The 12,848-nt window shown below is 64.8% G+C and carries 14 protein-coding genes and 1 pseudogene; 6 read left to right on the top strand and 9 right to left on the bottom strand.

Translation table 11 applies throughout. The features are described 5' to 3' along the window. Positions 1 to 417 precede the first annotated feature (417 nt). Positions 418 to 978, bottom strand: coding sequence for a hypothetical protein (locus tag F5544_RS24705; RefSeq protein ID WP_167475390.1), 561 nt, complete (start codon positions 976 to 978; stop codon positions 418 to 420). A 416-nt stretch (positions 979 to 1,394) separates the two neighbouring features. On the opposite strand from F5544_RS24705, the gene F5544_RS24700 reads away from it, so the two are divergent. Continuing rightward, entirely contained in the window at positions 1,395 to 1,655 is a 261-nt protein-coding gene (locus tag F5544_RS24700) for a hypothetical protein (protein WP_167475389.1), read from the top strand. Between the two features lie 404 nt (positions 1,656 to 2,059). On the opposite strand, the gene F5544_RS24695 is transcribed toward F5544_RS24700, so the two are convergent. Next, positions 2,060 to 2,326 carry a MarR family winged helix-turn-helix transcriptional regulator gene (locus F5544_RS24695; protein WP_428847180.1) on the bottom strand — a complete coding sequence of 89 codons (267 nt, stop codon included), beginning with the start codon at positions 2,324 to 2,326 and terminating at the stop codon, positions 2,060 to 2,062. 137 nt (positions 2,327 to 2,463) lie between these two features. Between F5544_RS24695 and F5544_RS24690 the strand changes: the two genes are divergently transcribed. Further along, a complete protein-coding gene (locus F5544_RS24690; RefSeq protein WP_238846640.1) occupies positions 2,464 to 2,742 on the top strand; it encodes an NAD-binding protein in 279 nt (92 codons plus the stop codon). A gap of 402 nt (positions 2,743 to 3,144) precedes the next feature. Here the strand turns inward: F5544_RS24690 and F5544_RS24685 are convergent, their stop codons facing one another. The 3 genes and pseudogenes from F5544_RS24685 to F5544_RS24675 form a co-directional block, all read right to left on the bottom strand. Further along, positions 3,145 to 4,275 (bottom strand): lactonase family protein, encoded by a 1,131-nt coding sequence (locus F5544_RS24685; RefSeq protein WP_167475388.1) that lies wholly within the window; start codon positions 4,273 to 4,275, stop codon positions 3,145 to 3,147. A 284-nt stretch (positions 4,276 to 4,559) separates the two neighbouring features. Continuing rightward, positions 4,560 to 5,628, bottom strand: a pseudogene (locus F5544_RS24680) (IS3 family transposase). Between the two features lie 239 nt (positions 5,629 to 5,867). Continuing rightward, positions 5,868 to 6,476, bottom strand: coding sequence for an AMP-binding protein (locus F5544_RS24675; RefSeq protein ID WP_238846639.1), 609 nt, complete (start codon positions 6,474 to 6,476; stop codon positions 5,868 to 5,870). Positions 6,477 to 6,874: 398 nt separating this feature from the next. On the opposite strand from F5544_RS24675, the gene F5544_RS24670 reads away from it, so the two are divergent. Then, on the top strand, positions 6,875 to 7,153 hold the full coding sequence (locus F5544_RS24670) for a hypothetical protein (RefSeq protein ID WP_167475386.1): 279 nt from the start codon (positions 6,875 to 6,877) through the stop codon (positions 7,151 to 7,153). A 233-nt stretch (positions 7,154 to 7,386) separates the two neighbouring features. Here the strand turns inward: F5544_RS24670 and F5544_RS24665 are convergent, their stop codons facing one another. Further along, positions 7,387 to 7,626, bottom strand: a complete 240-nt coding sequence (locus tag F5544_RS24665) for a hypothetical protein (protein WP_167475385.1) — start codon at positions 7,624 to 7,626, stop codon at positions 7,387 to 7,389. Between the two features lie 356 nt (positions 7,627 to 7,982). Between F5544_RS24665 and istA the strand changes: the two genes are divergently transcribed. Genes istA through F5544_RS24655 form a run of 3 tightly spaced genes read left to right on the top strand, consistent with a single transcriptional unit; the run spans position 7,983 to position 10,341 of the window. Continuing rightward, positions 7,983 to 9,215 (top strand): IS21 family transposase, encoded by a 1,233-nt coding sequence (istA, locus tag F5544_RS24660; protein ID WP_238846638.1) that lies wholly within the window; start codon positions 7,983 to 7,985, stop codon positions 9,213 to 9,215. Continuing rightward, a complete protein-coding gene (locus F5544_RS46520) occupies positions 9,203 to 9,529 on the top strand; it encodes a transposase (protein WP_238846637.1) in 327 nt (108 codons plus the stop codon). Before istA ends, F5544_RS46520 begins: the two co-directional genes overlap by 13 nt. Beyond that, the gene (locus F5544_RS24655; RefSeq protein ID WP_167472021.1) at positions 9,526 to 10,341 is read left to right on the top strand and encodes an ATP-binding protein; all 816 of its coding nucleotides are present in this window, start codon (positions 9,526 to 9,528) and stop codon (positions 10,339 to 10,341) included. Before F5544_RS46520 ends, F5544_RS24655 begins: the two co-directional genes overlap by 4 nt. 425 nt (positions 10,342 to 10,766) lie before the next feature. Here the strand turns inward: F5544_RS24655 and F5544_RS24650 are convergent, their stop codons facing one another. The 3 genes from F5544_RS24650 to F5544_RS24640 all read right to left on the bottom strand — a co-directional run bounded on the left by F5544_RS24650 (position 10,767) and on the right by F5544_RS24640 (position 12,791). Continuing rightward, positions 10,767 to 11,084, bottom strand: a complete 318-nt coding sequence (locus F5544_RS24650) for a hypothetical protein (protein ID WP_167475384.1) — start codon at positions 11,082 to 11,084, stop codon at positions 10,767 to 10,769. Positions 11,085 to 11,300: 216 nt separating this feature from the next. Next, a complete protein-coding gene (locus tag F5544_RS24645; protein ID WP_167475383.1) occupies positions 11,301 to 12,014 on the bottom strand; it encodes a hypothetical protein in 714 nt (237 codons plus the stop codon). Positions 12,015 to 12,392: 378 nt separating this feature from the next. Further along, entirely contained in the window at positions 12,393 to 12,791 is a 399-nt protein-coding gene (locus F5544_RS24640) for a hypothetical protein (RefSeq protein ID WP_167475382.1), read from the bottom strand. Positions 12,792 to 12,848: the final 57 nt, after the last annotated feature.

Here is a 12,848-nt window from a genome sequence, read left to right as displayed (position 1 = left end):
AAGCAGCACAACGGCCAGCCCGGCATTCGTCACAACCCATCCGGAAACCCCGGGGACCTCGGACCACAACCGACACAACAGGGTCAATCCGCGCGGACACCGCCCACCGCTTCGCTACACAGCCTTGCAGGCAACTCCCAATCACGTTACGACAGAACCACACTCGATCCCACAGAATGACCTGTAATGCCGCCACGCGGGCGTTGGAGTGAGCCATAACCGTTGGCCACCAGCTGATCTCGCGAATGTCCGCAACTGCCGATTATCGTGCGTTGTCAGCTGACAGCTGATCTCACGAACCTCCACAGTTGCCGACTATCGCGGGCGCAGCTGCGCCCGATTCTGGCGGAGCTGGTGGCGATCAACTGCGATGACGGTGAGATCGTTTGGTCTTGTCGATCCGACACCGCAATGTGCTCAGCCGAATGCCCCAACAAAATTGAGGATAATTTCTACCCACGACAGCGACCCGATACCGAATGCCGCCACGAGTGCGAATCCGGTCAGGACGTCCTCTTCTGTGGGCTGTGGTGGTTCGACAGTGTGTCCGAGCGCTTCGGTCGTGGTCGGCGTCTTCCACTCCACATAGACCGACCCGTTGTTCAGCATGGCAAACGTGCAGAACGACTTCTCGATCTCTCGCGGCCCACCGTTGAGGAATCTGCTTGCGCCACCGGATATCGGTTCCAAAGTCAGCACACGGTCATCGATTTCGGCGACCACACGATAGCTACGTTTGAGCGCGCGGCCGCGCCCTGGTAGCACCTTCATCCGACGGTCGTTCACCCACGCCGCGAGACAGCTCGCATCCCTGGTCCCGATCGGAACGCTGCGACGCGTCCGCGCACCGACACGTTCGATGGTTACCACCGACGAATCCGCTTTCCTGAACCGCGCCGTACAACGGTCATCGGCCTTCGTGACAACAACATCCCCGAAAGCGTTACTGTCGAAGATTGTTTGCACAACATCGGACACTGGTGCTCTACTCCTGCAATGCGCCGGTAGATGCCACCACCAGACCCCCGGTCATATGAATTGTACAGCGGGCCATGGCCCTCCATGCAATCGAACTCCTGATCCCGATCGCTGCAATTCTGGACGGCTGCTACATCGTCGCCATCGCAGGTCCGCTGCGCCCGCGATTACTGCCGGACCCGCCTACGTTTTCGATTCGGGCGGCAAGATCACCCGATGGCCCACGTTCATGCACTACCTACGGGATGCGATCAGCGGGAGGCGGGAGGTTCTGATACGGAACCAAAGGGGCAAATGTACGGTAATGACGCATATCGGCCGTTCGGGGATCCAGAGTGGTTGGCCGCCAGTCGATCTCATAGCCATCCGTAACTGCCGAATTGCGTGCGTCGGTGCGAAGAGCGAACATTGTGGGTATGGAGCCGGGCGATAGTAATCTGAGATACCTGCTCAACGAGTGGGATCCGATCGGCGTCGCCGACATGGTGGACGACGAGTACGACTGCCTGCTAGCACCGTTGCTGTCGAGACTGAACGCTGGAGCCGGCCGGGCCGAGATCAGCGAGTTCCTCTGGCGGGAACTAGAAGATCACTTCGGACTGAGCCCGGAACTCCATGCGGTGGATCCCATGGCTGATCGTCTCGTCGCATGGTGGGCCGCAGCCCATTCTGCATGAGCCCGGATGGGGCACTCGCCTGACACCGACCGGTGACTCAACGCACTACTCTGCCGCCGGTCGGGCGTTTGCTGCGAGATCGACTGCGGCGCAGCGCATCCGCACATGCCGAGTTCCGCACGCACGCAGAGTTGGCCCCGCCGCGGCGGATTGCCCGGTCCGGTGGGAGCTTCGGCCAGGCTGTTTGCTGTGGTGGCAAGCAAAGAGCAAGGCCCACATCACAACATCGGCCCACCACGCCTGTGGCTGATGCCGGACCAGGGCAAGCTGGTCTGCCGGCTGGTGGTGTGGCCAGTCGGACCGGGCAGGTAGCCGGGACCCGTCGATGTGCACGCGTGCAATGAAGGCGCGTCCCATGCGTCGGGGGTGACGTCGAGGGCTGGGCCGCCGGGCATCGAAGATGCTCACACCGGAATGGCGTGCTGGGTGACGTAATGCAGGATCAGTGTTTCGATCGATCGACGGAAGGAGCCCTGCTGCCTCTCGCTCAAAGTGCTTGCCAGATCGCCGATCTCGGCTCGGACCGCCTCGCGCACCAGGTGCACGACGGCTCGGCCGTCGGTGGTGACGGTGACATGGACGGCGCGCCGGTTTCCGGGAACAGCGATCCGTCGCACCAGGCCACGCCGCTCGGCTCGATCGACCAAGCCGGTGACGCTGGACTTCTCCAGTTCCAGGATGCCGGGCGGGGGTTACCTCAGCGCCCCGGTAGTCGGCCGACCCGAGGCGGTGGTGGCCGGGAAGCTCACTGTCCGAATCGATCACCCTGCTGCAGCACGCCGAGCTGAACGCGAGACGATTCGTCGAAATGATCAACGATCCGATCTTCCCGGGCGCGGTGTACAGCGGCTACGGCAACGCCATCGCGACGAACACATACACGCCGCCAGGGTTCACCACCACCCTGGGCTTCAAGGACCTGAATCTCGCGCTGGGCATCGCCGCTGAACTCGGCGTCGACCTACCGGCCGGACCGGTCCTGCACGACGTGTTCGCCACCGCGGTCGACCAGATCGGCGCGGACCTCGACTGGGCGAGCGTCGCCGAAGTCACCCGGCAGCGCTCCACCGGCCGACCTCACTGGTGACGGCCATCACGACGATCTGCTGGCGGCCGCTCAGCCACGTCCACGGCAGCATCGTGGTGCTCAGTGCGATCGCGGCGAGGACGAACAGGGGCACCGCGACCGTGGGGGAAAGGACTCGGCCCGTGGGCAATTTGACGAGCGCGCCGGGTAAGCGCCGGGGAATCGAACCTCACGATGCTGCTCGCTCCGAGCGCGATGGCTCGCAGCCTCTACTACGACACCGTCGGATGGGGTTCACAAGCGGCTCTCCGGTGTGCCTGCGAAGCCTTCGGCGCCGACCATCTCGTGCCGGGCAGCGACTTTTCCGCCCTACTGGCGGTCGAGTCCTACCGGCGCACGTCTAGGTGACCGCTACCGGTTCGGTGTCGCTGCCTGCGGCTTCTCGAATGTCATTACAGCCACCTAGCCGAAGAGCACCGTGGTGGCGGACGGTGCGTCCAGCGCTTTCGATGCCGGGCCGGGGAGGCCGGTGGACGGGTCGAGGTCGAGCCAGGTGACCGTGTTCGTGCCCCGATGCGCGGCATAGAGGCGGCGGCCGTCGGGGGAAATTGTCAGGCCGTAGAGCCGCCTGGCGCCGGAGAGTGTGCGTCCCAATAGTGTCAGGGTGGCGCCGGAGACGGCGAAGGCGGCGATGTTGTCGTGGCCGCAGTTGGCCACGTAGAGGTATCGGCCGTCGGGGGAGACCACCGGTGCGGCGGCATAGTTCCCGAAGAGGCCGGTGGGGTCCGCCGTGCCGATGGTGAATCCGGGCCGCAGTTCGCCGCGGTCGGCATTCCAATCGCACACGGTCACCGCCACAGCCAGTTCGCTGACGAGGTAGGCGCTGCGTCCGTCGGGGTGAAAGCACAGCTGGTTGGGGCCGCTGCCCGGGCGCAGTGTGGCCTGGGACTGCTGGCTCAGTTTGCCGTCGGCGAGCTGATAGACGAAGACCGAATCCGCGCCCAGGTCGGTCGCGAGTATCCAGTTTCCGGACGGGTCGACGTGCACCTGGCGGGCGTGCGGGCCCTTCTGACGCTCATTCGGACCCGAGCCGGAATGCTGGGCCACATCGGTGACATCGCCGATGCTGCCGTCCGCGGCGATGGCGAGCACGGTCACGCTGCCCGACTCGTAATTCGCGGTGAGCAGCCAGCGCCCATCCGGGGTCACACACAGGTCAATCGGCCTATTGCCCTCCACGGCAACGGTATTGAGCACTGTCGGCGGTTGCGTCGTCAGGTCGATCGCGGTGGCGGTGCCCGCGCCGTCGGACTCGTTCACCGCGTACAGGAATCGCCCGTCCGGGGACATCGCCAGAGACGTCGGATCCGTGGTCTCGATGGTGCTGTCCATGGTCAGTCGCCCGCTACCCGGATCCACCGTGGTGACCATGATTCCGCGTCCCTGACCGCCCGTGGTGAAGCATCCGACATACGCCCGTGCGCCCGCGATCGCCCGCGCAACGGGGGAGGCCGACATCCCGATCGCAATCGCGATCCCTGAGATGCCTAGCGCACCGAGGAATCCCCTTCGCCCGAACCCGCTGCCTCGCATCGCTTTTCCTTCCGCCCGAATCCCGTTGTGCGTCAGAATGATCTCGACCGTCTGAATTAACAAGTGGCGCAGCCCGATTTGCAGATTGCGCAGCAAGTGGGGAATCGACTGCGCGTATGACCATTGCCGTGCGCAGCCGCGCGGCGAGAACGATTGCGGCGCAGGCTGTTCGCTCGTGCCGCTTCAGGAGAACAGGCGCGGCCAGGCCGCGCCGAGCACGGCCTGGCCCGCTAGTCACGCCCACACTCCGGGGGGACTGCTGCACGATCAGGTGACAGCTGTGATCACGCGGCCTGACTGGCCGGTGGGGTCATGATGGTCTCGTATTCGATCGGCGTCAAACGGCCGAGAGCGGCTTGTCGTCGTCGGCGGTGGTAGGTCCGTTCGATCCAGGTGACGATCGCGATACGCAATTCCTCACGGCTGCACCAGGTTCGGCGGTCGAGAACGTCGCGCTGTAGCAGCGCGAAGAAGCTCTCCATGGCGGCGTTGTCACCGGCCGCGCCCACCCGGCCCATCGACCCGGCCATGCCGTGACGAGTCAAGGCGCGCACGAACTTTCGGCTTCGAAACTGCGACCCGCGGTCGGAATGCAGAATGCATCCGGTCATGTCGCCGCGGCGAGCTACCGCATTGTTGAGCACGCGCACGGCCAGTGTCGATTTCATCCGCGAGTCGATGGAGTAGCCCACGATCCGGTTGGAGTAGACGTCGGTGACCGCGCAAAATCATGGACCGGCGGACCGGGTCTGGCCTTGCCGCTGCGTCTCTTCCCGAACACGCTCCACCAACCCTGAGCCGAGCAGATCCGCCACGCGGTGCGATCGGCCATCGCCTCGCCGGCGGCGCGGGCCTCATCGGCCAGGAACCGATACCCGAACTTGGGATCGTCACGGTGGGCGTCGAACAACGCGTTGGCTCGATACGCCTGCTCGAGTGCGGCGTCGGTAACCGGGGCGGCCAGCCACCGGTAATACGGTTGACGCGCCAGTTTCAGCACCCGGCACGTCACCGTGACGGGGATCGGGTCGGCGGCCAGCTCACGGACGAGCGGGTAGATCATTTTCCCGGCAGGTTCGCCTGCGCGAAATAGGCCGCGGCCCGCTCGAGGACCTCATTCTCCTGTTCCAGCAACCGGATTCGCTGTTTCGCCGCCCGCAACTCGGCCGACTCACTCGTGCTGGTGCCGGGCTTGGCGCCCTCGTCGACATCGGCCTGGCGCATCCATTTCGACAGCGTCACCGGGTGGACCCCGAAATCGGCGGCGACTTGTTCCAACGTCACACCCTCATCGCGGTTGCGTGCGACGCGCACGACATCATCGCGGAACTCGCGGGGATACGGCTTGGGCACAGTGACATCCTTCCGGCCCGCCCGACGGGCAAGCCAATTCGGTTGTCACCTATCCGTGCAGCAGTCCCCGGCGCCGCGCTTGTCGGCTGGGTGCGGCACCGGACTGTCTCACAGCCGAATCCTGTACAGCCGAGGAGCTTTCAACATGGCAGCAGCCAAGAAACACGCCACTCCATTGCGGATGACCACCGACGATTTCGAGGCCGTGGCCGTCGAAGCCCTGGGCGAGCGGCCAGGTATCACCCTGGAACTACCGCGCCGCGCACAGGTCTGCCGACGCAGCCGGGTTCGGCACGCAGATCGGCGGGGGTGGCGATGGTGGCGGAGAAAACCTCGGTGGAGCCGTAGAGGTTGTAGAGCACCGGCCCGAACGCCGCGGTCGCCCGGGTGCACATGGCCGCGCCGAGCTGTGAACCGGCAACGAAGATCACCCGCAATGCCGAAAGATCGTGCTGGGCAGTAGGTTCGGGTTCGGCATCGAGGATGCGCGCGAGCATGACCGGGACGACGATGTGGACGAGCAGCTCGATGCCCTCGCGGTCGACCACCTCCAGAATCTGCGGTCCGGCGAAGTCATTGTTCAACAAGGCGATTCGCGCACCGCATTTACCCGCGGCACAGACGGCGTCGAGGAACCCGCGATGATTGCGGACCAGCACAGCGACCCCGCCGCCCGCGCGTAATCCCTTGTCGCACCAGGCATTGGCGAGAGCGGTGGACCGGCGGTCGAGTTCGGCGTAGGTGAGCGAACCCAGTTCGTCGATCACCGCGACACGTTCGGGCCAGCGGATCGCCGACGCGGTCAGCGCACCGCCGATCACCCCGTAATCGGCCAGTGCCGAGACCACACCCCGTAGCCGAGCCGGTCCCATCGGCCCGAGCGGTCCCGCGCACACAGTCCCGCAGGGCCAGTGCCTCATCGGCGATCCGGCCCACCGCTCAGGGCAGTGAAAGGCCCGCCATCACCGGGCCTGCTTCGCGAAATCGAGTGTGTAACTGCGGATTTGATACACGCCGTGAGTGGTCGCGACCACGGTGTCGGTGAGTTCCGCGTCGAGTTCGAACTCAGCCTTCCCACCACTTCCCGAACCACCTGGATCTCATCGCCGCCGCGCTCGGCGAGGTCGGCCGGCGCACCGTCACCGAGATACACGATCGTTTCGCCGCTCTGCCCGCAGACCCCGCCGATCGCATTCCAGCCGCTCCCGACGCCTTGTGGCAACTGTTCAGCGGCAACCTATTCGCGGTGTGGCTGAAGGTGTGGATCGCAGCCGCCGACGATCCGGCCCTCTACGACCGCCTCGCGGCCATCGAACCCGGCCTGGCCGCGGCCGTCGCCGCGACCGCCGCCGACCTCACCCCGCCTGGGATCGAGGCCCGGGACTGGACTCGCCGCATCACCGTTGCCCTGGACACCCTGCGCGGGCTGGCACTGCGCACCGCCATCGAACCGCGCCAATCGAGTTCATCGCGCAACCCCTGGCTCGCAACCCGTACCGAACTCGCCCGGCTGCTGCGGCCGTAGGGTGAATGCCCTGTGGCATAGGTAGCCTGAAACCGATGATCGAGGGCCGTTTCGGATGGTCGGGTCGCGGTCGATTCGCGAGTAATCCCACGCTCTGCCGACTTGATCCAGGCAACGGCTCGGCGCTCTGGCTCAAGTCAACTCGAGTGAGCTGTAATGCCGCCGGGCGGGCGTTCCGCACAGCGAGATCCGCTGCTACGCAGGGCATCCCATAATGCCGAGTTGAAGATAGGTCACTGCCCCTCAAGCTCCGCAAGACGGGCGACCAACTGACGGAGGTAGTTGGCGACGTTCTCTGCGTCGTGCCGACTGGAGTAATCGCCATCGTTCTTCAGCTGTATGTCCCATGACCGGCCGCCGTCCGGAGTCACAACGGACACTTGCATGTCTCGCGCATGATTGATCAGCGCCCGCGCTGCCAGCTCGTAGTCCATACGGCCTACCGACTCATCTTCGTACTTCGGTTGTGCCATCGGTTCGCTCTCTCTGGGTTCCCCTGTGCTGTCTATCTGGCAACCCACGCAGTACGTTTCCGTCTCATTCGCCCTTCCCCGCCCTCTCACCATGATCGCCGCGCAGGCCGCGGCCGAGTGGTCCGAACGGCGCTGGGTGTGGGCGGCGGCGTACTCATCTGGTAGTCGCCAGAACGCACTACATTGCCGCTTGTCGGCTGCCAGGAGGAAGGGACCACTTCGGAGCCGGTTTTGCCATGAGTATGGGACCACCCTGTTTGCCACTGATGGGACCACCTGACTAGCGGTTTTGCCAGTTATGGGACCACCCGGCGTGGCTTCGGGGCTTCCGGTCGCTCGGCCGCTGTATTGGCCAGATGAGCTACCGGGAGGTTTCGGTGATCGAGATCAGGGAGATGCTGCGGCTATGGCTGCAGGGTCGCGGCTTGCGGGAGGTGGCCCGGCTGTCGGGCACTGACCGCAAGACGGTGCGCCGGTATGTCGAGCGAGCGCAGTCGTGTGGCGTGGACCGCGACGAGGGTGTGGAGCAGTTGACCGATGAGCTGCTGGCGGCGGTGATCGCCGGGGTTCGCAGGTCTCGACCGAACGGTAAGAGCGATGTGTGGGAGACACTCGCCGGTCAGTCCGAGCAGATCAAACAATGGCTGGATCAGGGCCTGACCCTGACCAAGATTCATATTCTGCTGGCCCGCCGTGGCGTGGTGGTGTCGTATCGGACGTTGAACCGTTACGCCACAACGGAATTGGGGTTCGGGAAGCGGCGCACGACCGTGCGGGTGGCCGACTGCGAACCCGGTGCGGAAGTGCAGGTCGACTTCGGCCGGCTCGGGTTGCTGACCGACGTCGAGGGCCGTCGCCGGGTGGTGAAGGGTCTGATCTTCACCGCGGTGTATTCGCGGCACATGTTCGTCTTCCCGACCTACCGGGAAACACTCAACGACGTCATCGCCGGATTCGAAGCGGCGTGGGTGTTCTTCGACGGTGTGTTCGCTGTCGCGATCCCGGACAATATGAAAGCCATCGTCGACCGGGCGAACGCGACAGATCCCCGGTTGAACGATTCGTTCCGCGAATATGCCGAGTCTCGTGGGTTCGTGGTTGATCCGGCGCGGATCCGCAGCCCGCAGGACAAGCCCCGCGTCGAACGCTGTGTTCCTTACGCACGGTCGAATTTCTTTGCCGGAGAACAATTCCGAGACCTGGCCGACTGCCGGGAACGCGCGCAGCGGTGGTGCCGGGAGACCGCGGGAATGAGAATACATGGCACCACGCGACTACGTCCGGCCGAAGTGTTCACCACCGACGAGCACCCGAAGCTGAAACCGTTGCCCGACACTGCCTTCGATATTCCGACCTGGGTGAACCCGAAGGTCGCCCCGGACCGGCATGTTCAGATTTGTCAGGCGCTCTACAGCATTCCCGGTGATCTCGTCGGGCAGCGCCTGTCCGCCCGCGTCGACTCGCAGACGGTGAAGCTCTACTTCCGTGGCGAGTTGATCAAGGTCCACCCCGAGTCGGAGCCGGTCGCCGCCAAACCGATCCGGCCGACCTGCCCAGCGAGCTCACCGCCTATGCGATGCGAGACCTGAATACGTTGCAACGCAAAGCATTCGATCACGGCGCTCATGTCGGTTCCTATGCGGCGGCGGTCCTCGAGCATCCACTGCCCTGGACGAAGATGCGGCAGGTCTACCGGCTGCTCGGGCTGGTGCGCCGCCACGGCGCCGACGCCGTCGACGATGCCTGCCGCCGAGCACTGGACGCCGAGGTCGTCGACGTCGGCGTCATCGACCGCATGCTCACCCGCGCCACCACCGGTCAGCAGCTGACGCTGCTGCCGCCACCGGCTCCGTCCCGGTTCGTCCGTTCCACCACCGATTTCGCGGTCAGGAGGCCGTCATGAGCGCCACTCGCCGTCCCGCCGCCGACCCGGCGGTCAAACCGATCGAGATCACCCCGGAGCTGAAGTCGCTGATGCGCAGGCTCAAGCTCGGCCAGCTCCTGGACACCCTCCCCGAGCGGTTGGCGTTGGCACGGTCGAATCGGCTGCCGCACCACGATTTCCTGGAAATGCTGTTCGCCGACGAGGTCGCCCGCCGCGACCGGCAATCCGAGCAACGCCGCGCCAAGACCGCCCACCTGGACCCGCAGATGCACCTGGCGGCATGGGACGACTCGACCGCGGTCACCTTCGACCGCGAACTCTGGGCCGAACTCACCTCGATGAGGTTCCTCGCCGACGCCTACAACGTATTGATCATGGGGCCGGTCGGGGTCGGAAAGACGTTCCTGGCCAACGCATTAGGACACATCGCGGTCCGCCGCCACCACACTGTTCACACCGAACGCGCCGACAAACTGTTCAAACGACTGCGCGGAGCACGCCTCGACAGCAGCTACGAAGACGAGATGCGCAAACTGCACCGCGTCGACTTGCTGATCATCGATGACCTGGCCCTGCACCGACTCGAAGCACCCGAGACCAACGACTTCTACGAACTGATCGTCGAGCGCCACCGCAAGGCCTCCACGGTGATCACCAGCAACCGGGAACCTCCGGAGATCCTGACCATGATGGCCGACCCACTGCTGGCGCAATCGGCGATGGACCGGCTCCAGTCCGCGGCCTACGAACTCGTCGTCGAGGGCGAATCCTACCGGCAACGGCAGAAGCCCCGCCGCGGCAAACCAGCCGATCCGGCCCACTCGGATTGACCAACAGCCCGATCGTCGGCCACCATCAGCACACGGCCCGCGACCGGACCCAACCCGGTCCCATGCTCATGGCAACCCAATGGTCCCTTCAGGCTGGCAGGCGACACTGACCGGGCGGTGGTCAATCGTTCAGATTCATTGGGCGACAGAGCCTTCCGGCGCGCGGTAATGCCGATTACAGCGCACTGGGGATAAAGAGGTAGCCCGGCACCCGAACACCCACCATGGTGTGAATCGTGGCGGGTGCCGAGGCGCTGCTCAAGGCCGCTTGCAGCCGTGTGAAGAGCAGTCACATCAATCGAATACCTGGATGATGGTGCCCGCGCTTGCAGGGGCGGTACCTGCCCTCTCGATGCCACCACGCTGCGGGCACCTATCGCCAGACAACTCAGTTGACCTGCGCCGATTTACCAGAAGGAGACTTCTCAGCCAGGCTGGCAACTCGACACTGTGGCGATATTGGCCGCCTGGGCGGCGAGCTCGGCGGCGGTGGGGTTGCTACCGAGGCCCACAACTGCAACTACTGCTGCTTGACAGTTGGCTGACAGTGTCGATTGGGCGGCTATGAGTGCGTCCAGGTGGGTTTGGTCGACACTGGGGACAACAGAGACACTCGCGGTGCAGCTTGTCGTATCCGACGGCGGGCAGGATTCGGTCACGGCGTTGGTTGTTCCCGCGCTGATCGCCATCGCGCTGGCCGCGGTGATCGCGGCGAGGCCGATCTTGATGAGGTTGTTGTTCATGACAGGACTCCCCGTACTCGGGTTCCGCTCCCCGCAGCGATCACATCATTGTGATGTAGGTCATATCCGAAGGCTGATCAACGTCGTTACAAGTCGGCAAACCGGCGGGAGGGGTGGCGCGGTGGTGATCATGTCGTGCCAGCCGCCCGTGAGGCCGTGTCGCACAGCGCCGTTGTTCGCTTTCCGGGGTTTCCGGGCTCGGTGGCCCGCCACCAGCTAGTAGTTCACTTCGGTGTCTGCGGTGGCCTGCCCGGCATTGGATTGGTCGAGGAAGTCGGCGACTTTCGCGCTGCCGTGGTCCGGGAAGGAGCCGGTGACGGTGACGGTGACCGGAGTAGGCCCGGCGGTGGGGCAGTGCACTGTTGTGTAGGCCGTGCCGGTGATCAGGCCGGCGGTTACGGTGACCGTGAGGGCCCTGTCGAGGTCGCCGTGGCATTCGTAGACACCACTGACCTCCAAGCCGCCGCTGACGGGTGTGACGGTGTCGACGGAGATGGACACGTTCTGGTCGCCCACTTCCTCGTCTCCGGTTTGCGACGCCACCGCGACGCCCGCATCGCTGGTCATGGTGGCCGTCCAGGTCACAACGGGCGTCGTCGACGTTGACCACGTGCCGACCTCGGGAGCCAGCGCCCCTTTGATCGGTTTACCGGTGGCGTCGCAGGTCTCGGTGAAGGACTGTTTACCGGTCGTAGTGCCCTGGGTGGCGGTCACGAGAATGGTGACCCGGGGAACATCGGTGCAGCTGAACGTGCCCGCGAAGGTCAATTCCCCCGCGTTGTTGATCTTGCCGAAGTCGATGTCGAGGTCGTTGCCGGGACCTGTGGCCGCGGACGCGGGTGCGGCGAACGCCACGGCCAGCGTGGTCGCGGCAGCGGCCATAGTGGCCAGCCTGACCGGTCCAGCGCTCAGGCGTGTCATGCGTGTCATAGGGATTCTTCTCCTGCTACCGGTCATGCGAAAACCGCATAAATGTGACGCAGTTCATATCGACCGACAGAGGGTGTCGTTACATAGCGGCAAACGGCCAAGGCGCGCTCGGCAGCGTGCTTCACGAAGCTGATCAAGACGAGATCAGCGACATGAGACACCGCCACGGACAACGACACTCTGACGGCGAAAGGCGCCTGCCCTGGGCTTGACGAGTGCGACCATCGAGGGCCACCTTCACCCTCTCCGAAAGGCAGTAGGGAGCTCCGATCGAACGACGCGGCAGGCGAACCGGATTCACCCGCCGACCGGCGAGCCGGGCGAGTCGGCGGGTGTGGTGCCCGTGAATCGCAATGGGCCATCATGGGTGTCGACTACCTACTCCTGGAACGTGATCCGGCCGCTGATCTGTGGTGTGCCGGAGAAGTTTTCGGGCAGGTCGGCATCGATCGTGCCCTGTTTCGTCCCGCCGCCCGGTACTTCGACGTATCGGCACTGAATTGCCTTCTGCTCGACCTGGCAGGGCGCGGACGCCTTGACGTTGGCCAGCGGCGGCTTGATGCGGTGGATCAAGGTGACCTCGCGGGCGGTCTCACTGCCGGTGTTCTTCAGCGACCAGTGCCATGTGACGTGGCTGCCATCCTCGCTGAGCTGCGGCGGGTCGTAGGCGAAGGTGACGTCAGCGGCGGAACGGAGTTCGGCAGCGAAGCTCCGGGCTCCGGGCGCGGCTGATGCGGCGGCAGACGGTAGAGCCAGCGCACCGATAGCGGCCAGCACAACAACGCTCGCCCTACACGACATCGACACTCTCTTCTCCTCACACTCGGTACGGTC

Source organism: Nocardia arthritidis, from assembly GCF_011801145.1.
GTDB classification, from domain to species: domain Bacteria; phylum Actinomycetota; class Actinomycetes; order Mycobacteriales; family Mycobacteriaceae; genus Nocardia; species Nocardia arthritidis_A.
The sequence above is the reverse complement of the archived record's forward strand: the minus strand, read 5'-3'. Positions and strand labels throughout refer to the sequence as shown.

Excerpts from the sequence above, each read along its gene's own strand:
- F5544_RS24700 (WP_167475389.1), top strand. The coding sequence starts at position 1,395 with ATGGAGCCGGGCGATAGTAATCTGAGATACCTGCTCAACGAGTGGGAT.
- F5544_RS24655 (WP_167472021.1), top strand. The coding sequence starts at position 9,526 with ATGAGCGCCACTCGCCGTCCCGCCGCCGACCCGGCGGTCAAACCGATC.
- F5544_RS24645 (WP_167475383.1), bottom strand. The coding sequence starts at position 12,014 with ATGACACGCATGACACGCCTGAGCGCTGGACCGGTCAGGCTGGCCACT.
- F5544_RS24650 (WP_167475384.1), bottom strand. The coding sequence starts at position 11,084 with ATGAACAACAACCTCATCAAGATCGGCCTCGCCGCGATCACCGCGGCC.
- F5544_RS24685 (WP_167475388.1), bottom strand. The coding sequence starts at position 4,275 with ATGCGAGGCAGCGGGTTCGGGCGAAGGGGATTCCTCGGTGCGCTAGGC.
- F5544_RS24665 (WP_167475385.1), bottom strand. The coding sequence starts at position 7,626 with ATGGCACAACCGAAGTACGAAGATGAGTCGGTAGGCCGTATGGACTAC.
- F5544_RS46520 (WP_238846637.1), top strand. The coding sequence starts at position 9,203 with ATGCGAGACCTGAATACGTTGCAACGCAAAGCATTCGATCACGGCGCT.
- F5544_RS24690 (WP_238846640.1), top strand. The coding sequence starts at position 2,464 with ATGATCAACGATCCGATCTTCCCGGGCGCGGTGTACAGCGGCTACGGC.
- istA (WP_238846638.1), top strand. The coding sequence starts at position 7,983 with ATGAGCTACCGGGAGGTTTCGGTGATCGAGATCAGGGAGATGCTGCGG.